An 18,367-nucleotide genomic window follows, 5' to 3' on the forward strand; every position below is an offset into this window, starting at 1 on the left:
GGAACGCATGACCGCCAGCCAGTACACGCTGCCTAAACAGTATCAGGTGCCGTCGGGAGTCACTGTCGCGGTAGGGCTAGGGGTCTCGGGAATGGCGATCTGTCGCCATCTACAACGTCTGGGGCGGCGCTTCGTGGTGATCGATACCCGTGAGTCGCCCGCAGGGCTCGAGGCGTTTCGCCAGCAGTTCGCCACGGTGCCGCTGCGTCTGGGGCCGCTGGATGGCCTCGACCTCTCTGCCGCCGACGAGGTGGTGCTGAGTCCAGGTATCGACCCATATCAGCCACCCTTTGCTGCCTTGCTCGACGAGCTCAACCCGCAGACCGGCGAGCCGCGCCTGATCGGCGAGATCGCTCTGTTCCGGCGAGCCTGTCAGGGCCGCATCGCTGCCATTACCGGTGCTAACGCCAAGTCCACCGTGACCACGCTGGTGGGAGAAATGGCCCGTGAGGCAGGGCTCAGGGTTGCTGTGGGAGGTAATCTGGGAACCGCGGCGCTGGATCTGCTGGCCAGCGAGCCGAATGCTGAGTTGTTCGTGCTCGAACTGTCCAGCTTCCAGATCGAGACCACGCCCTGTCTGGCCGCCGACAGCGTAGCCTTTCTCAACCTCAGCGAAGACCACCTGGATCGGCATGGCGATATGCCGGGTTATCGGCGCGCCAAGCTCGGTATCTACCGTGGCGCGAGCCAGGCAGTGTTCAACGCCGATGATTCCATGACCTGGCCGGAGGCACCGCTGGCCGTGCAATCACGCTTCACGCTCGGGGCTCCCGTCACCGGAAGTGATGACTGGGGCGTTGTCGAGCAGCAAGGTAATGCCTGGTTCGTCCGTGGTGAAAGCCCGTTGTTTCCGGTGGCGGAGATGCGTCTCAAGGGGCGTCATCATCAGGCCAACGCTCTGGCGGCCATGGCGATGGGCGCTCAGCTGGGGCTGCCGATCAGCGCGATGCGCACAGTGCTGGCGCGCTTCGGAGGTCTGCCTCATCGCAGTGAGCTGATCGCCGAGATCGATGGTGTTGCCTGGATCAATGATTCCAAAGGCACCAACGTTGGTGCGACCCTGGCGGCCATCGAAGGCCTGGGCCCAGCGTTGTCCGGTCGTCTGGTACTACTGGCCGGTGGCGTTGGCAAAGGCGCCGACTTTCGCCCGCTGGCCGAGCCTCTGGCAAGATACGCGCGTGAAGCCATTCTGTTCGGGGCCGATGCCGACAAGCTGGAAGCGGCACTCGGCGGATACGTGAACCTGATCCAGGTGGCTGACATGCAGGATGCCATGGCGCATGCGCGCAGGATCGCCGAGCCGGGCGACGCGGTATTGCTGTCACCGGCTTGCGCCAGTCTCGATCAGTTCATCAATTATCTGGCACGTGGCGATGCCTTCCGGGCCTGGGTCGAACGTCATGCCGACCGGTCCTCGCTTGACAAGGAGCCGTCATGAGTCGAATTGCCAGAACCTTCCACCGTCTGGCGGAAATCCGCCGGCGCCTGTCCACCCGTGACCACGCTTTCGATGGCTGGTTGTTGGTGGCTACCTTTTCTCTGTTGTTGATCGGTTGGGTGATGGTGACCTCGGCGTCCACCGAGGTGGCCACGAGCCTGACCGGCAATGCCTGGTATTTCAGTATTCGTCACGGCATCTTCGTGCTGGGCGGTGTCACCATTGGTGCGCTGGCATTGCGTATTCCACTGGCCTGGTGGAAGGCCAATGGGCCACTGTTGTTGCTGATCGGTCTGGCGTTGCTGGCACTGGTGCTGGTGGTGGGGCGTGAAGTCAATGGTAGCCGTCGTTGGTTGTCACTTCCCGGGGTGCCATTCAATCTCCAGGCCTCCGAAGTCGCCAAGCTTTGTCTGATCACCTATATGGCCGGCTACCTGGAGCGCTTTCTCCCCGAGGTTCGTCGGCAATGGGGCGCATTCCTGCGGCCCTTGATGGTAGTCGGCGTCGTCGCTGTGCTGTTGATTTTCGAACCCGACTACGGCGGTGTGGTGGTCATGACCAGCTGTGTCATGGGCATGCTGCTGATGGCAGGAGCTCCCTGGGGGCGCTTTCTGCTGTTGTTTGTGATGGTGGGTCTGCTGGGAGCAGTGGTGGCCATTGCCGAGCCCTATCGCATGGCGCGCCTCACCAGCTTCGTTGACCCCTGGGCCGACCAGTTCGCCAGTGGCTATCAGCTCACTCAGGCGCTGATCGCCTTCGGCCGAGGCCATGTCTTCGGCATGGGGTTGGGCAACAGTGTCCAGAAGCTGTTCTATCTTCCCGAGGCGCATACCGACTTCGTGTTTGCGGTGCTGGCCGAGGAACTCGGCATGCTGGGGGCGATCATCGTGGTCGGGCTGTTTGCCATGCTGGTATGGCGAGCCATGGCCATAGGCCGTCGTGCCGAGCTGGCACGCCAGCCTTTTGCGGCCTATATGAGCTACGGCATCGCTCTGGTGATCGGGGCCCAGGCCTTCATCAACATTGCCGTCAGCACCGGCATGCTACCGACCAAGGGGCTGACATTACCGCTGCTTTCCTATGGCGGTTCCAGCCTGGTGGTGAGTTGTGTCATGGTCGCCCTGTTGCTCAGGGCGGATATCGAAACGCGCGAACGCCAGCGCCAGGCAGCGCCCACGGCGCGTCGCGAATCCACCGCACGCAAACGCAGTAATGCACAAGGAGTCAAGCCGTGAGTGACCTGCAAGGACGGCGTGTGTTGATCATGGCGGGTGGCACCGGCGGACATGTCATTCCAGCACTGTCGCTGGCCCGCGCCCTCGGCGAGCGTGGCGCCTCGGTCGAGTGGCTGGGCAGTCCCCGAGGTATCGAGAATCGCCTTGTGCCCGAAGCCGGTTTGCCGCTCAATCAGATTGCGATCAGCGGCTTGCGTGGGAATGGTCTGGCTGGGTGGCTGATGGCACCGGTACGCCTGACGCGAGCGGTATGTCAGGCGCGTGCAGTGATCAAGCGTTTCGACCCTCAACTGGTTGTCGGCATGGGAGGCTTCGCCAGTGGTCCCGGCGGTCTGGCGGCCTGGTTGACGCGACGGCCGCTGGTGATTCATGAGCAGAATGCGGTGGCAGGGTTGACCAATAGAGTGCTGTCACGCCTTGCCGCACGTACCTATGCGGCCTTTCCTCAGGCGTTCGGCGATGCAGCGGAGGTCGTCGGCAACCCGGTGCGAGAGGATATCGCAACTCTGGGCCAGCAGCCGCGACAGGTCGCTGATATGCAGGACCGCCGTCTGCGCCTGCTGGTGGTTGGCGGCTCGCTGGGTGCGCTGGCGCTCAATCGGCAGTTGCCCGAGGCGCTGGCGCTGTTGCCCGAGGAGCTGCGCCCGGAGATTCGCCATCAGGCCGGTCGCGACAAGGATGCCGACACTCGGGCAGCCTATGCCAGGCAGGGTGTCGAGGCCGACGTCACGGACTTCATTGGTGAGATGGCTCAGGCCTATGCCTGGGCTGACCTGGTGGTGTGCCGTTCCGGAGCGTTGACCGTAGCCGAGCTGGCTGCTGCCGCGAAGCCCGCGTTGTTTGTACCTTTTCCTCACGCGGTGGACGACCATCAGACGGTCAATGCCCAGGCATTGGTGGATGCCGGGGCGGCGGCACTGATTCAGCAGAAAGACATGAGCGCAGCGCTGTTGGCCGAGCGTCTGACAGCGCTGCTCAACCCTGCGACCCTCGCCGACATGGCAGGCAAGGCTCGGGCCGAGGCCCACCTCGATGCCGTTGAGCGATTGGTGGCAGGCTGTATGGAGACAGGTCTTGAGTAATCAAACCAATGGGCCGGTTCCCGGTCAGATGACGCCCAGTCGTGGGCTGGGGATGCGTCGTATTCGTCGCATTCATTTCGTTGGCATTGGTGGCGCCGGTATGTGTGGCATCGCCGAGGTTCTTGCCAATCAGGGCTACCAGGTGTCCGGTAGCGATCTGAAATCGTCAGCGGTGGTGACGCGGCTCGAAAGCTGCGGTGTACGCGTCTTCATTGGCCATGCGGCAGAAAACGCTGCCCAGGCGGACGTGGTAGTGGTCTCCACGGCGGTCAGCGATGACAATCCCGAGCTGGTATGGGCCCACGAGCACCGTGTTCCAGTGGTACGCCGTGCAGAGATGCTGGCCGAGCTGATGCGTTTCCGCCACGGAATTGCCGTGGCAGGTACCCATGGCAAGACCACCACCACCAGTCTGACAGCGACGCTGCTTGGAGAAGGTGGTCTGGATCCGACCTTCGTCATCGGTGGCAAGTTGACCAGTGCCGGCACCAACGCTCAGTTGGGGCAGGGGGATTATCTGGTGGCCGAGGCTGACGAGTCCGACGCTTCCTTCCTGCACCTGCAGCCGATGGTCAGCATCGTCACCAACATCGATGCCGATCACATGAGCACCTATGGCGGCGATTTCGAGCGCCTCAAGACCACCTTCATCGAGTTTCTGCACAACCTGCCGTTCTACGGGTTGGCGGTGCTGTGCATCGATGATGACAACGTGCGTGGGCTGCTCGAGTCGATCAATCGCCAGTTCGTCACCTACGGTTTCTCCGAGGATGCCGATTATCGCATCGAGGACTTTGTGCAGACCGCTGGTGAGGTACGTTTCACGGCAGTTCGCCCGGGAGGCCTGCAGTCGCTGGATATCAGGCTGGCCATGCCGGGGCGTCACAATGCGCTGAATGCGTTGGCAGCGATTGCTGTGGCTACGGATGCCGGCGTCGATGATGCGGCCATCTGCCGAGGCCTCGTCAGCTTTGCTGGTGTCGGCCGGCGCTTTCAGGTGCATGGTGAATTTCCCGTGGCCCAGGGCGATGGCAAGGTCATGCTGGTGGACGACTACGGCCACCATCCCCGCGAAGTCGAGATGGTCATCAATGCCGTTCGTGACGGCTGGCCGAAGCGCCGCCTGGTGATGGTCTATCAGCCGCACCGTTACTCACGCACGCGTGACCTTTATGAGGATTTCGTGCGTGTCCTGGCTGGCGTCGACACCCTGTTGCTGCTCGATGTCTACAGCGCAGGTGAAGCCCCCTTGCCGGGCGCCGACGGCCGTAGCCTGGCAGGCTCCATCCGCCAGCGTGGTGAAGTCGATCCGATCTTTGTGCAGGACAAGGCGGAGCTGCCTGCGCTGCTGGCCAATGTCCTGCGCCCCGACGATATCCTGATTACCCAGGGCGCAGGCGATGTGGGAGGAATTTCCCAGCGCCTGGCGGATGCCCGGTTGCAGCTTGATGAGGTGACACTATGACCACGCAGGGCGGGACCACGCAGGGCGGGACCATGCAGGGCCGGGATTTTGGTCGAGTGGTGGTGGTGTTCGGTGGTCACAGTGCCGAGCGGGAGGTTTCGCTCAACAGCGGCGCCGCGGTTCTCGCTGGGCTCCAGCGTAGTGGAGTCGATGCCATCGGCTACGACTTCGCCGAGGATGGCATGGCCGGCCTCGAAGCGCTCAAGCCGGATATCGTGTTCATTGCCTTGCATGGCAGGGGAGGGGAGGACGGTTGCCTGCAGGGAGCCCTGGAGCTGGCGGGTATCCCCTATACCGGCAGTGGTGTGATGGCTTCGGCGCTGGGAATGGATAAGTTGCGCACCAAGGCGCTGTGGCAGGCGGCTGGTCTACCCACCCCGGAAAGCATCGAGATGACCGCCGCGACTGATCGTGCGGAGCTGATCGAGCGTCTCGGGCTGCCGATGATCATCAAGCCGGTTCATGAAGGTTCGACCATCGGTATCACCATCGTGCGCCACCTGGATGAGCTGGAAAAGGCCTGGCAGGACGCTGCGAAATACGACGCGCGGGTGATGGCCGAGCGATTTGTGGTGGGAAGCGAGTTTACCTTGTCTGTTCTCGGAGACAGTGCCCTGCCGGCCATTAAAGTCGAGGTTCCCAATGGGTTCTACGACTATGAAGCCAAGTATCTGTCCAATGACACTCTCTACCATTTGCCCTGTGGTCTCGAGCCTGAACAGGAAGCCCAACTGGCTGAACTCAGTCTGTCAGCATTTGCCGCTGTAGGCTGCTCTGGCTGGGGACGAGTCGATGTCATGCGCGATGCAGAGGGATGCTTCTGGCTGCTTGAGGTCAACACGGTTCCGGGAATGACCGACCACAGCCTGGTCCCTCAGGCGGCGGCGCATGCGGGGATCGACTTCGATGAGCTGGTGGTGCGGATCCTCGCCGACGTCAAGGAGCGCAACTGATCATGATGCGCCGTGGCACCCTGTTCGGCATCCTGCTGCTCGGCCTGTTGCTGGCCGCCGGCGGTAACGCCCTGTGGTTGTGGCTGGATCGGCCGATCCAGAGGGTGTCGATCCGCGGCGAGTTGCAATACGCCAATGCGGACTATCTCAGGAACCAGTTGACGCCACTGATTCGCAGCCAGACATGGCTGTCCGTGGATATCGAGGAGTTGCGTGAGCAGGCACTGAAGGTGGGTTGGCTGAGGGAAGTCCGCATTCGCCGCGAGTGGCCCAATGCATTGACGTTTGAACTCACCGAGCAGGTTCCGGTGGCTACCTGGAATGATGATCAGTTGCTGAATGGCGACGGTGTTCCTTTCGACTTCGGAACCATCACTCCGCCTGAAGGATTGCCGGTTCTGGCTGGGCCCAGGGACTCAGGTAAGGAAGTTCTGACTTATTACTCGGAACTTTCTGAACGCTTCGATTCCATGAATGTCGGCCTCGAACAATTACGTCTCGAGGCTCGCGGTGCCTGGCGGTTTCAACTTGATGATGGTGTCTGGGTAATTCTTGGACGTAATGACAGGGCCGGGCGCCTGGGGCGTCTGGAGGCTGCCTGGCGGCGGGAACTTGGTAGTGTGGCGTCGCATATTCGCTACATTGATCTACGTTATCCCAATGGCATCGCCGTGGCCTGGCATGGTGAGACCGAGCCCGTCGAGGAAGGTGATTCCAGGCAAGGCTGAAGAGCGTCGGATGCCCCTGGTGTATTTGTTATTGATGAGATTCGGGTATTTCCTTTGAAAGAAACAACCCGTATCGTGAAATAAGTATAGGTTCTGGGGTGGTAGAGTACCTGTAGTTGTTTCTATAATCGTCCCAGGTTTTTTATTTCTGTAATAGATTCCCGAATTCAGGGGAATTGACTCGAGGAGAACTCCCGACTCATGGCAGGTGCATCCAACGTGTCCAATATGGTAGTCGGGCTGGATATCGGAACATCCAAGGTCGTTGCGATCGTGGGTCAACCCACTGACGACGGTGGTATTGAAATTGCCGGTATCGGCTCTCACCCTTCGCGTGGCATGAAGAAGGGTGTAGTGATCAATATCGAATCCACCGTGCAATCGATTCAGCGTGCTGTCGAAGAGGCGGAGCTGATGGCAGGTTGCGACATTCACTCCGTGTATGTCGGCATAGCCGGAAGCCATATCAGTTCCATGAACTCCGATGGCGTGGTGGCGATCAAGGAGCGCGAGGTTGCGCCTTCCGACATCGACCGGGTGATCGACTCGGCACGGGCACGCGCCATCTCTGAAGGGCAGCGGGTGTTGCATGTGTTGCCTCAGGAGTTTGCCATCGATACCCAGGGCGGTATTCGTGAGCCGCTGGGCATGTCCGGGGTAAGGTTGGAAGCCAGAGTGCACCTGGTGACGGCGGCATTGAATGCGGTCCAGAACATCGAGAAGTGTGTGCGCCGTTGCGGCCTTGAAGTCGATGCCATCATTCTCGAGCAACTGGCGTCCAGTCACGCGGTGCTCACCGAGGACGAGCGTGAACTTGGCGTCTGTATGGTCGATATAGGTGGTGGAACGACCGATATTGCAGTCTTTACTGAAGGCGCCATTCGACATACTGCAGTGATTCCAATCGCCGGCGATCAGGTCACCAATGACATCGCCATGGCGCTGCGCACACCGACGCAGTATGCAGAAGAGATCAAGGTCAAGTACGCCTGTGCGCTGACCCAGCTGGCTTCCAGCGATGAAATGATCAAGGTTCCCAGTGTCGGGGAGCGCCCGGCGCGAGACCTGTCACGCCAGTCACTGGCCGAAGTCGTCGAGCCTCGCTACGAGGAGCTGTTCACGCTGGTGCGTGATGAGCTACGGCGCAGTGGTTACGAGGACCTGGTGGCGGCGGGGGTTGTATTGACCGGAGGCACCTCACGGATGGAAGGTGTCGTTGAACTGGCAGAAGAGATCTTTCATATGCCGGTTCGCATTGCCTGTCCCCAGAACGTACGTGGGCTGGCCGACGTGGTAAGAAACCCGATTTATTCGACGGGCGTCGGCTTGTTACATTACGCTTTACATGAAGCCCGACAGGGCCATGGCCGCCAGGGGCAGGGTGGCACGACCTCGACGCAACCGAGGCGCGAGGACGCCTCCCGGCGTGGACCAGAGGAAAGGACTCCTGCGCTGGAAAAGATCAAGGGCTGGTTCAAAGGAAATTTCTGAGAGGGCCGCAACAGCGGCTCAGGAGACGGGGCAAATGTTTGAACTCGTAGACAGCGCACCCTCAAGCAGTGCGGTCATAAAGGTCATCGGCGTAGGTGGCGGCGGCGGCAATGCTGTCAACCACATGGTCGAGAGCAATATAGAAGGCGTTGAGTTCATCTGCGCCAACACGGATGCGCAGGCCCTCAAGCGCGTCTCCGCCCGAACGGTACTGCAGCTCGGCACGGAGATTACCAAGGGGCTGGGCGCCGGGGCCAACCCCGAGGTCGGCCGACAGGCGGCCATGGAAGATCGCGAGCGTATCGCGGAGCTTCTGGATGGTGCCGACATGGTGTTCATCACCGCCGGTATGGGTGGTGGTACCGGCACCGGTGGTGCGCCTGTGGTGGCGCAGGTTGCCAAGGAGCTGGGTATTCTGACGGTTGCCGTGGTGACGCGCCCGTTCCCCTTCGAAGGCCCCAAGCGTATGCGTGCGGCCGAAGAGGGTATGAAAGAGTTGTCCGAACACGTCGACTCCTTGATTACCATCCCCAACGAGAAGCTGCTCTCGGTGCTTGGCAAGAGCGCGACGCTGCTGACTGCCTTCAGTGCGGCCAATGATGTGCTGCTGGGTGCCGTGCAGGGTATCGCCGAGCTGATCACCAGTCCTGGCATCATCAACGTCGACTTTGCCGACGTGCGGACCGTCATGTCCGAGATGGGCATGGCCATGATGGGCACCGGCGGTGCTACCGGCGAGAACCGTGCTCGCGAGGCGGCCGAGAAGGCCATTCGCAGCCCGCTGCTGGAAGATATCGACCTGCACGGCGCGCGTGGCATTCTGGTCAACATCACGGCAGGCCCCGATCTGTCGATCGGTGAGTTCAATGACGTGGGCGCCACGGTTCAGGAGTTCGCTTCCCAGGACGCTACCATCGTGGTCGGTACTTCCATCGATATGGACATGACCGACGAGCTGCGGGTTACCGTGGTGGCTGCTGGTCTCGATAGCCAAGTCAACCAGCGTGCCAAACAGGCAGCGGCATCCTCCCAGCCGCAGGCACGGACCCGTCCGGAGATGCGTCAGCGTCCTCAGCAGCAGCCGGTCATGAACCGCGCGGCTTCTCAGCAGACCGCAAGCAAGCCGGAAGCTCAGGAAAATCCGCGCCCCCAGAGCGAGTCGCGCAAATCGCAGGATCTCGATGACTATCTCGATATCCCGGCGTTTCTGCGTCGTCAGGCTGACTGAATCGTGATGCGCCTCCGTCTCCCGGGGGCGTTGTCATGCAGATGCGAGGTTTTTTTGTTGAAACGTTCGTTTGGTGTTATAGTGAACGGTGTTTGATAACCAACGACTGCCTGGCGACTGCAAAATGATCAGACAACGTACCCTGAAAAACGTGATCCGCGCCACTGGCGTGGGACTACATTCCGGCAAGAAGGTCTACCTGACCTTGCGGCCGGCTCCGGTGGATACCGGAATCGTGTTCGTCCGTACGGACCTCGATCCGGAAGTCCAGATTCCTGCTCAGGCGACCAACGTCACCGACACCACGCTGTGTACTGCCCTGTCTCGCAATGGTGAGAAGGTGGCGACCGTCGAGCACCTGATGTCAGCCTTTGCGGGCCTCGGCATCGACAATGCCTATGTCGACCTCAGTGCACCTGAGGTACCGATCATGGACGGAAGTGCCGGTCCCTTCGTGTTCCTGATCCAGTCGGCGGGCATTCTCGAGCAGAACGCCCCGAAGAAGTTCATCCGCATCAAGCGAGAGATCTCGGTGCGCGAAGATGACAAGGAAGCGCTGTTCCTGCCCCATCAGGGCTTCAAGGTCTCCTTCTCCATCGACTTCGATCATCCGGTGTTCGAGGACCAGAAACAGACGGCGGCAGTGGATTTCTCGACGACGTCCTTCGTGCGCGAAGTGTCCCGAGCGCGTACTTTCGGCTTCATGCGTGATCTCGAGTATCTGCGTTCCAACAATCTGGCGCTGGGCGGCAGCCTTGATAACGCGATCGTGGTCGACGACTACCGCATCGTCAACGACGGTGGCCTGCGTTACGACGACGAGTTCGTCAAGCACAAGGTGTTGGACGCCATCGGCGATCTCTATCAGCTCGGTTACAGCCTGATCGGCGAGTTCCGTGGAGTGAAGTCTGGCCATGCGCTCAATAACCAGCTGTGCCGCGCACTGCTCGAACAGCCGGAAGCATGGGAAATCGTGACGTTCGAGGACGAGTCGGAAACCGCTCCGATCTCCTACGCTGCACCGGCCATGGCCTGACGCCTCGCCCCCGTCAGGTCTAGACAGCAGTCGTTATCAGACGCCGCCCTTCGGGGCGGCGTTTGTGTTTGAGGGAGGGCGAGCCGCAGGCGGCTTGAGCTGTAAGCTTTAAGCGGTAAGTAGTTCGGGGGCCGAGCGTGTTGTGGGCAGAAGGGGCGGTCCCGGGCTGGACAGTTCATTACCAGAAGAGTGAAGCTCGCCGCTTACCGCTTACCGCTTACCGCTTACCGCTTACCGCTTACCGCTCTTCCTCATCCTTCTGCGCATGCGAAGCGAGGCGTTCGAGAGCCTTCTTGAGCTTCGGGTCATCGACATCGGCAGCGCAACTGGATATCTCGTCGCCGGCACCCGAGGAAAGGTGTCGGAACTGGCGCGGCGGGACGCGTGCTGGACGAACCGGGCGCACCTTGAGATGAAAACCGGTGACTGCCTGGAATTCGGGAAGCTGGTGGAGCAGTTCCAGCAGGCGCGGTTGTTCGTAGCGCAGGCGTGTCAGCCAGGCGGCACCATCCGTGATCAGCGTCAAACGTCCACTCTGATAGCCACCGACAAACAGATGCTCGGCAAACTCCGGCGGCAGTTGTTCGCGCAGGTGTTGTTGCGCCTTCTCGATCAGGCGCGCCATGCGCATCAAGTCCCCGAGTTCGCCACGTCCGTTCAACAGGCGTGACATGGGCTGGGCGCGGAACCGCTTAAGCTTTATACTCATACGCTTGCTTTCCGGGGCATTGGCCCCGATATCTGTTTCCTGATGGACTGTCGTTGCAGTTCGCGAGACATCCGAGCCTAGCATGCCAGGGGGTTGCTCAACAGCATGTCTGCTGCCCGTTCCGACAACACGCACCACACCGAAGGTCGCCCAAGGCGCGTCAATACGCGCTGGTGGTTGGCCGGACTGCTGGTCGGTTGTCTGTTGCCGGCGGGCCTGATTCAGGCAGAGTCCCCGCGAGCGACCCAGCGACTGGTGCAGATATGCATCATGGCACCGGCGATGATTCGCGCCCGCACCGTGCTCAAGGCGTGTCGGCGCCAACTGGTCAGCCATCCCGTCGTTGCTGCCTCGCGGCGTCTGGCGGCAGCGACCATTATTCGTGCTCCGTTACTGCGCGCGGTTGCCGCGCTTGATGTCGTTTCCCGTCGTGGTCCTCCCTCATTGGCCTGATCGTTACAGCCGGTATTGACCGGATAACGGTGGCGTCGCGTTGTACGTCACCGCGATTCTTTTCGCCAATGATGGACTCAAGATGATCAATACGTTGTTACGCAAGGTAGTCGGCTCCAAGAACGACCGTGAGGTCAAACGCATGACGCGCCAGGTTCGCGCGATCAATGCGCTGGAGTCGCAGGTGGAAGCGCTCGATGACGCGGCACTCAAGGCTCGCACAGCGGAGTTTCGCGAGCGACTGGCAGGCGGTGAAAGCCTTGATGCGATCCTGCCGGAAGCTTTTGCCACGGTACGCGAGGCCAGCCGACGCGTCATGGGTATGCGCCACTTCGACGTTCAGTTGATCGGCGGCATGACCCTCAACCGTGGTCGTATCGCCGAGATGAAGACTGGTGAGGGCAAGACTCTGGTGGGTACGCTGGCGGTCTACCTCAACGCTCTGCCGGGACGTGGCGTCCACGTGGTAACGGTCAACGATTATCTGGCCCGCCGTGATGCCAACTGGATGCGTCCGCTGTACGAATTCCTCGGCCTGTCCGTTGGCATCATCTACTCAGGACAGCCGCCGGCTGACAAGCGCGCGGCCTATGCCTGTGATATCACCTACGGCACCAATAACGAGTACGGCTTCGATTACCTGCGCGATAACATGGTGTTCGCGCTGGAAGAGAAGGTGCAGCGTGATCTCTATTTCGCGGTCATTGACGAAGTCGACTCCATTCTTATCGATGAAGCTCGTACCCCGCTGATCATCTCCGGTGCGGTGGACGAGAATACCGAGCTGTACAAGGTCATCGATCGCCTCGCCTTGAAACTCGACAAGTGCACCGACGAGGAAGATCCGGAAAGTGGCCACTTCACGCTCGACGAAAAGCAGAAGCAGGTCGAGGTGACCGAGAGTGGCCATCACCAGATCGAAGAGTTGATGCGTGAGGAGGGGCTGCTGGGCGCCGACGACTCGCTGTATGCCGCCCAGAACCTCAATCTATTACAGCATATGCATTCGGCGTTGCGTGCCCGCCATCTGTATTACGTCGATGTGGACTATATCGTCAGCGATGGTCAGGTGGTGATCGTCGATGAGCATACCGGTCGTACCATGCCGGGACGTCGCTGGTCCGAAGGCTTGCACCAGGCGGTTGAGGCCAAGGAAGGAGTGACCGTGCAGCGCGAGAGCCAGACGCTGGCCTCGACGACCTTCCAGAAGTACTTCCGCCTTTACGAGAAGCTGTCCGGGATGACCGGTACTGCAGATACCGAGGCCTTTGAGTTCCGTCAGATCTACGGTCTCGACGTGATCGTCATTCCGACCAACCGGCCGTTGGCGCGTAACGACATGAATGATCTTGTCTACCTCAGTGCCGAGGAGAAGTACGAGGCCATCATCGAAGACGTCAAGGCCCAGGTCGAAGCGGGTCGCCCGGTGCTGGTAGGTACGGCGTCGATCGAGACCTCCGAGTATCTTGCCGCGTTGATGAAGAAGTCTGGTCTTCCATTCGATGTCCTCAACGCCAAGCAGCACCAGCGGGAGGCCGATATCATTGCCCAGGCAGGTCGTCCCGGTGCAGTGACCATCGCCACCAACATGGCCGGTCGCGGTACCGACATCGTGCTGGGCGGTAACTGGGAGGCCGAGGTCGCCAAACTGGAAGATCCCAGTGAAGCTCAGATTGCTGAGCTCAAGGCTGCCTGGCAGGAACGCCATGAGGCTGTGCTTGCTGCGGGTGGCCTGCACGTGGTTGGTTCCGAACGCCACGAGTCCCGTCGTATCGACAACCAGCTGCGTGGGCGTGCGGGTCGCCAGGGGGATCCGGGCTCGACGCGCTTCTTCCTGTCCCTCGAGGACAACCTCATGCGCCTGTTCGGCTCGGAGCGTGTGCAGAAATTGATGCAGGCGCTGGGACTGGAGCGTGGCGAAGCTATCGAACACAAGATGGTCTCCAATGCGGTCGAGCGTGCGCAAAAGAAGGTCGAGGGACGCAACTTCGATATCCGCAAGCAGTTGCTGGAATATGACGATGTTGCCAACGACCAGCGTTCGGTGATCTACGAGCAGCGCAACGAGATTCTTGCTGCGTCGGACGTTTCCGAGAACGTCCTGGGTATTCGTGAGGAAGTGCTCGACCAGGGAGTCAGCGAGTTTGTGCCTCCGCAGAGTCTGCCGGAGCAGTGGGACCTGGCTGGACTGGAGGCGCACCTCAAGAGCGAGTTCAACCTCGATGCACCGGTGGTGCAGTGGGCCGAGGAAGACGAGCATTTCCATGAGGAGAAGCTGCGTGAGCGTCTGCAGACCCAGCATCGCCAGGCCTATGAGGCCAAGGTGGCGATCGCTGGTGAAGAGCTCATGCGTCGCTTCGAGAAGCAGGTCATGCTTCAGGTGCTCGATACCCGCTGGAAGGAGCACCTGCAGTCGATGGACCACCTGCGCCGTGGTATTCACCTGCGTGGCTATGCGCAGAAGAACCCCAAGCAGGAGTACAAGCGTGAGTCCTTCGAGCTGTTCCAGAACTTGCTGACCAACATCAAGGCCGATGTAACCCGTATTCTCAGCCATGTTCAGGTGCGTGCACCGGAAGAGGTCGAGGCTCTGGAGCGTCAGCGTCGCGAGTCTCTGGAGCGAGAGTCTGCACAGGCGTCCAGTCGTCATGATGAGGCTCCGGCTCCTGCGGCTGATGAGGGCGAGAGCGAACGTGGGGGCAGCGAAGCGGGCGACATGAAACCGGTGCGTCGTGATGCTCCCAAGGTAGGCCGTAACGAGCCGTGCCCCTGTGGTTCGGGCAAGAAGTACAAGCAATGCTGTGGCCAATTGAGTTAGGCGAGTCTCGGCACGGGGTGCGTTGAGCGGCTTTGATCCTGCTCGGATACGACATCGACGCCCCCTGTATCCACAACGGCAGTATTCACAACCCCGGGCCCAGGTCCCGGGGTTGTGCCCAATGAAGGAGACATTCGATGGCTGTGGGTGAAAGTCATTTTCCGATCATGCCGCGCATTGACGGCGTGCGCCTGGGGACCGCGATGGCGGGTATCAAGAAGCCGGGGCGCCGTGATCTGGTGGTAATCGAGGTAGCCGAAGGGGCCAGTGTGGCCGGGACCTTCACCCGTAATGCTTTCTGTGCCGCCCCCGTGCATGTGGCGAAAGAGCACCTCGGCCAGGGCGACGCAGTGCGCTATCTGGTCATCAATACCGGCAATGCCAACGCCGGTACCGGTGAAACCGGAATGCGTGATGCGCGTGCCAGCTGTGCTGCTCTTGCCGAGCTGGCCGGGGTTGCGCCAGAGACGGTGCTGCCATTCTCCACCGGCGTGATCGGTGAGCCGCTGCCCATGGATCGCCTGGTGGCAGGCCTGCCCCAGGCGCTGGAGGCACTGGGCGATGATCAGCAGGCATGGCAGCTGGCGGGAGAGGGGATTCTCACCACTGACACTCGGGCCAAGGGATCCAGTCGTCAGCTCGAGCTGGCGGGGGCAACGGTGACCATCAATGGCATCGCCAAGGGCTCGGGTATGATCTGTCCCAACATGGCGACGATGCTTGGCTTCGTCGCCACGGATGCAGCCATCGACCAGGCGCTGCTGGCACGGATACTCAGGGATACGGTACGCAAGTCCTTCAACAGCATCACGGTGGACAGCGACACTTCGACCAATGATGCCTGCATGCTGATGGCTACCGGCAAGGGCCCCAGACTGGCCACCGACGGGGACCTGGCGGCATTTGTCGCCGCACTGCAGGAGGTGCTGGTGGAGCTGGCCCAGGCCATCATCCGCGATGGTGAGGGTGCCACCAAGTTTGTCACCCTCGACGTGCAGGGTGCCACCAGCGAGGATGAGGCTCGTGAGGTGGCATTCACCGTGGCGCATTCGCCGCTGGTCAAGACAGCGCTCTACGCCAGCGATGCCAATTGGGGTCGTATTCTCGCCGCCGTGGGGCGTGCCAGGGTAGACGACTTCGATGTCGAGCGTGTGACCATCGACCTCGGTGAGGTGCGTCTGGTGGAAAATGGCGGTCGTGCTGCCGGATATACCGAGGAGGCTGGAAGCACAGTCATGGCACGTGAAGAGATCGTTATTCGCATCGACCTTGGCCGCGGAGAGGAAGGGGCAGTGATCTGGACATCTGACCTGTCCCATGACTATGTGTCGATCAATGCGGATTATCGTAGCTGAGCTATTGATCCGACAACCAGGTAAATCGTCCCGAGCTCCTTTTGACTCCTGCCATTGTCGCGATCAACCCGGCAGAATAATCTGCCGGGTTGATACTGGCTTGTGGCTCAGTGCGGGGTGAAACCTGGCGCTGGTGTCGGTATCCTGTGTCGACTTCGAGCGGGCCGACTCAGGGAAGGCCAATGCCGAAAAGAGCTCCCTTGACAGAGAACCACGCGGGCATGGTCCCGCGACTCCAGGCTGGTAAAGTTGAATGAACACTATGGTGAAGAGAAGGGTGCATGTGGCGGCTGCCGCCATCATCAGCGCCGACGGTAAGGATGTGCTGCTGGCTCGGCGCCCGTCGAATGTTGATCAGGGCGGTCTCTGGGAGTTTCCCGGCGGTAAGCTGGCGCCCTACGAGACAGGGTTGGAGGCGCTCAAGCGTGAGCTGCACGAGGAGTTGGGGATCGAGATTCGTCGCGCCCAACCGCTGATCCGCATCCATCACGAGTACCCGGACAAGCACATCCTGCTGGATGTGTGGCAGGTCAGGGACTTTGTCGGTGAACCTTTCGGGCGCGAAGGTCAGGCGGTGCGTTGGGTGCCCATGACGGAGCTGTTCAGTTATCCGTTCCCGGCGGCCAATCTGCCGATACTGCGTGCGGTCATGCTGCCGTCCGAGTATCTGATCACTGACGAGGAAGGTGATGAAGCGCTGTTCGATACGCGTCTCGAGCGTGCCCTGAAGGAAGACGGCGTGCGTCTGGTGCAGTTGCGGGCCAAGGGGCTGGATGATGATGCCTATGTTGCCAGGGCTGAACGGGCACTGGCCTTGTGCCGCCAGTACGGTGCACGCCTGGTCATCAACGCCGAGCCGGAGATGCTCGAGCGTGTCGATGCCGACGGCGTTCACCTGACCAGCGCGCGCCTGATGACTCTGGAGCGTCGCCCGATCAGTGAGGACAAGTGGCTTTCCGCTTCGACTCACGACAAGGCGCAGCTCGACCAGGCCGCTCGCATCGGTTGTGACTTCGTGACTCTGTCGCCGTTGCGGACCACACCGTCCCATCCGGAAGTACCGCCCATCGGTTGGCATGACTTCCAGCAGTTGGTCGAGCGTGCCGGCATGCCGGTGTATGCGCTTGGTGGCATGACCCGACATGATGCCAGTCATGCGCGTGCGGTAGGTGCCCAGGGTATCGCCTCGATCCGCGACTTCTGGCAGTAGGTATTAACCCGACAAGCTCTTGTACGGGTTAATCGCGGCACAGGGACGTGCCGCCGTCGGCCATCAGGACGACGCGAGCCCACATCACACCTGCAGGCCCATGCATCTGCGCTGGTGTGGTGCGGGCGATGATCAAATCGATCAGGAAGATCGATTTGATTGCCATGGTTATAGCACGGGCCATGAGCGGCCGACCTGCTCGTGGCCTGGGTGACCACCGAATGGTTTGTCCCGATCCATTCGGTGGTTGGCTTGATCAGTCGCGGAAGCGGCGGGTCAGGTCGCCATAGGCATCGACCCTTCTGTCGCGTAGATAGGGCCAGATACGCCGCACGTCCTCACCATGATCCAGGTCCAGGGTGACCAGTAGCCGCTCGGCTTCGGTGCCTGCATGGGCCAGCAGCTCTCCCTGCGGACCGCAGATGAAGCTGCCCCCCCAGAAGTCGATACCTTCGCTGAGGCCGGACAGATCCGCCTCGTGGCCGACTCGGTTGGCAACCATCACCGGAATGCCGTTGGCGACGCCATGGCTGCGCTGGATCAGTGTCCAGGCATCCTTCTGGCGCTGCTTCTCGGCATCGTCATCGCTGGGGCACCAGCCAATGGCGGTGGGATAGAGCAGGATCTCGGCGCCGGCCAGTGCCATCAGGCGTGCCGCCTCGGGATACCATTGATCCCAGCACACCAGTACCCCGAGGCGACCGACCGAGGTATCGATGGGCGTGAACCCTTCGCATCGCTGGGCGTCATGGTCGCCGGGAGTGAAATAGAACTTCTCGTAGAAGCCGGGATCATCCGGAATATGCATCTTGCGATATTTGCCGACCAGGCCACGCTTGCCGTCGTAGACCACCGCAGTGTTGTGGTAGAGACCAGCAGCACGGCGCTCGAACAGTGATCCCATCAGCACAACATCAAGTTCCGCAGCCAGCTCGCCCAGGCGTGTCCCCGTCGGCCCGTCCAGTGGTTCGGCCAGATCGAACAGTTCGGTATCCTCGTACTGACAGAAGTAGTGAGTGGCGTGCAGTTCCTGCAGCATGATGAGGTTTGCACCGCTGGCCGCCAGTTCACGAATGCCGGCCTCGCTCTCGGCAAGACTGCGCTGTTTGTCTGGCCAGGCGGGTTGTTGCACCAGGCCAACCTTGAGTTGCCGCGTCATGAGGATG

The 18,367-nt window shown here is 61.0% G+C and carries 16 protein-coding genes; 13 read left to right on the forward strand and 3 right to left on the reverse strand.

Features of this window, described 5'->3' with window-relative positions:
* Positions 1–7 precede the first annotated feature (7 nt).
* From murD to lpxC, 9 genes are all read left to right on the forward strand, one after another.
* Positions 8–1,438, forward strand: a complete 1,431-nt coding sequence (gene murD / locus BUE38_RS01595; protein WP_073433269.1) for a UDP-N-acetylmuramoyl-L-alanine--D-glutamate ligase — start codon at positions 8–10, stop codon at positions 1,436–1,438.
* Positions 1,435–2,673 (forward strand): putative lipid II flippase FtsW, encoded by a 1,239-nt coding sequence (gene ftsW, locus BUE38_RS01600; RefSeq protein WP_073433270.1) that lies wholly within the window; start codon positions 1,435–1,437, stop codon positions 2,671–2,673. Before murD ends, ftsW begins: the two co-directional genes overlap by 4 nt.
* Complete coding sequence (gene murG, locus BUE38_RS01605; RefSeq protein WP_371860374.1) at positions 2,670–3,755, forward strand: undecaprenyldiphospho-muramoylpentapeptide beta-N-acetylglucosaminyltransferase; 1,086 nt, start codon at positions 2,670–2,672, stop codon at positions 3,753–3,755. Before ftsW ends, murG begins: the two co-directional genes overlap by 4 nt.
* A gap of 28 nt (positions 3,756–3,783) precedes the next feature.
* Positions 3,784–5,220: a UDP-N-acetylmuramate--L-alanine ligase gene (murC, locus tag BUE38_RS01610; RefSeq protein ID WP_073433745.1), complete on the forward strand. Its 1,437-nt coding sequence runs from the start codon at positions 3,784–3,786 to the stop codon at positions 5,218–5,220.
* Complete coding sequence (locus BUE38_RS01615; RefSeq protein ID WP_234986733.1) at positions 5,217–6,173, forward strand: D-alanine--D-alanine ligase; 957 nt, start codon at positions 5,217–5,219, stop codon at positions 6,171–6,173. The genes murC and BUE38_RS01615 overlap by 4 nt, the downstream gene beginning before the upstream one ends.
* Positions 6,174–6,175: 2 nt before the next feature.
* Entirely contained in the window at positions 6,176–6,901 is a 726-nt protein-coding gene (locus BUE38_RS01620) for a cell division protein FtsQ/DivIB (protein WP_073433271.1), read from the forward strand.
* Between the two features lie 201 nt (positions 6,902–7,102).
* Positions 7,103–8,392 carry a cell division protein FtsA gene (gene ftsA, locus BUE38_RS01625; RefSeq protein ID WP_073433272.1) on the forward strand — a complete coding sequence of 430 codons (1,290 nt, stop codon included), beginning with the start codon at positions 7,103–7,105 and terminating at the stop codon, positions 8,390–8,392.
* Between the two features lie 34 nt (positions 8,393–8,426).
* Positions 8,427–9,620, forward strand: a complete 1,194-nt coding sequence (ftsZ, locus tag BUE38_RS01630) for a cell division protein FtsZ (RefSeq protein WP_073433273.1) — start codon at positions 8,427–8,429, stop codon at positions 9,618–9,620.
* A gap of 124 nt (positions 9,621–9,744) precedes the next feature.
* A complete protein-coding gene (gene lpxC, locus BUE38_RS01635; RefSeq protein WP_073433274.1) occupies positions 9,745–10,656 on the forward strand; it encodes a UDP-3-O-acyl-N-acetylglucosamine deacetylase in 912 nt (303 codons plus the stop codon).
* A 238-nt stretch (positions 10,657–10,894) separates the two neighbouring features.
* Here lpxC and BUE38_RS01640 read toward each other — a convergent pair whose 3' ends face one another.
* A complete protein-coding gene (locus BUE38_RS01640) occupies positions 10,895–11,365 on the reverse strand; it encodes a DUF721 domain-containing protein (protein WP_073433275.1) in 471 nt (156 codons plus the stop codon).
* 105 nt (positions 11,366–11,470) lie between these two features.
* On the opposite strand from BUE38_RS01640, the gene BUE38_RS01645 reads away from it, so the two are divergent.
* The 4 genes from BUE38_RS01645 to BUE38_RS01660 all read left to right on the forward strand — a co-directional run bounded on the left by BUE38_RS01645 (position 11,471) and on the right by BUE38_RS01660 (position 17,201).
* Positions 11,471–11,818: a hypothetical protein gene (locus tag BUE38_RS01645; RefSeq protein ID WP_073433276.1), complete on the forward strand. Its 348-nt coding sequence runs from the start codon at positions 11,471–11,473 to the stop codon at positions 11,816–11,818.
* Positions 11,819–11,900: 82 nt separating this feature from the next.
* Entirely contained in the window at positions 11,901–14,636 is a 2,736-nt protein-coding gene (gene secA, locus BUE38_RS01650) for a preprotein translocase subunit SecA (protein WP_073433748.1), read from the forward strand.
* Positions 14,637–14,773: 137 nt separating this feature from the next.
* A complete protein-coding gene (gene argJ / locus BUE38_RS01655) occupies positions 14,774–15,991 on the forward strand; it encodes a bifunctional glutamate N-acetyltransferase/amino-acid acetyltransferase ArgJ (protein WP_073433277.1) in 1,218 nt (405 codons plus the stop codon).
* A gap of 262 nt (positions 15,992–16,253) precedes the next feature.
* Positions 16,254–17,201, forward strand: coding sequence for a Nudix family hydrolase (locus tag BUE38_RS01660; protein ID WP_073433278.1), 948 nt, complete (start codon positions 16,254–16,256; stop codon positions 17,199–17,201).
* 28 nt (positions 17,202–17,229) lie between these two features.
* Here BUE38_RS01660 and BUE38_RS22810 read toward each other — a convergent pair whose 3' ends face one another.
* Both BUE38_RS22810 and BUE38_RS01665 read right to left on the reverse strand, forming a co-directional pair.
* Positions 17,230–17,385, reverse strand: coding sequence for a hypothetical protein (locus BUE38_RS22810; RefSeq protein WP_159438831.1), 156 nt, complete (start codon positions 17,383–17,385; stop codon positions 17,230–17,232).
* Between the two features lie 72 nt (positions 17,386–17,457).
* A complete protein-coding gene (locus tag BUE38_RS01665; protein WP_073433749.1) occupies positions 17,458–18,360 on the reverse strand; it encodes a carbon-nitrogen hydrolase in 903 nt (300 codons plus the stop codon).
* Between the last annotated feature and the right edge of the window lie 7 nt (positions 18,361–18,367).

Source organism: Halomonas cupida (genome assembly GCF_900142755.1).
GTDB lineage: Bacteria > Pseudomonadota > Gammaproteobacteria > Pseudomonadales > Halomonadaceae > Halomonas > Halomonas cupida.

Bases quoted from the DNA above. Each gene is read 5' to 3' on its own strand.
- murD (WP_073433269.1), top strand. From the start codon at position 8: ATGACCGCCAGCCAGTACACGCTGCCTAAACAGTATCAGGTGCCGTCG.
- ftsW (WP_073433270.1), top strand. From the start codon at position 1,435: ATGAGTCGAATTGCCAGAACCTTCCACCGTCTGGCGGAAATCCGCCGG.
- murC (WP_073433745.1), top strand. From the start codon at position 3,784: ATGACGCCCAGTCGTGGGCTGGGGATGCGTCGTATTCGTCGCATTCAT.
- BUE38_RS01615 (WP_234986733.1), top strand. From the start codon at position 5,217: ATGACCACGCAGGGCGGGACCACGCAGGGCGGGACCATGCAGGGCCGG.
- BUE38_RS01620 (WP_073433271.1), top strand. From the start codon at position 6,176: ATGATGCGCCGTGGCACCCTGTTCGGCATCCTGCTGCTCGGCCTGTTG.
- ftsA (WP_073433272.1), top strand. From the start codon at position 7,103: ATGGCAGGTGCATCCAACGTGTCCAATATGGTAGTCGGGCTGGATATC.
- ftsZ (WP_073433273.1), top strand. From the start codon at position 8,427: ATGTTTGAACTCGTAGACAGCGCACCCTCAAGCAGTGCGGTCATAAAG.
- lpxC (WP_073433274.1), top strand. From the start codon at position 9,745: ATGATCAGACAACGTACCCTGAAAAACGTGATCCGCGCCACTGGCGTG.
- BUE38_RS01640 (WP_073433275.1), bottom strand. From the start codon at position 11,365: ATGAGTATAAAGCTTAAGCGGTTCCGCGCCCAGCCCATGTCACGCCTG.
- BUE38_RS01645 (WP_073433276.1), top strand. From the start codon at position 11,471: ATGTCTGCTGCCCGTTCCGACAACACGCACCACACCGAAGGTCGCCCA.
- secA (WP_073433748.1), top strand. From the start codon at position 11,901: ATGATCAATACGTTGTTACGCAAGGTAGTCGGCTCCAAGAACGACCGT.
- argJ (WP_073433277.1), top strand. From the start codon at position 14,774: ATGGCTGTGGGTGAAAGTCATTTTCCGATCATGCCGCGCATTGACGGC.
- BUE38_RS01660 (WP_073433278.1), top strand. From the start codon at position 16,254: ATGGTGAAGAGAAGGGTGCATGTGGCGGCTGCCGCCATCATCAGCGCC.
- BUE38_RS22810 (WP_159438831.1), bottom strand. From the start codon at position 17,385: ATGGCCCGTGCTATAACCATGGCAATCAAATCGATCTTCCTGATCGAT.
- BUE38_RS01665 (WP_073433749.1), bottom strand. From the start codon at position 18,360: ATGACGCGGCAACTCAAGGTTGGCCTGGTGCAACAACCCGCCTGGCCA.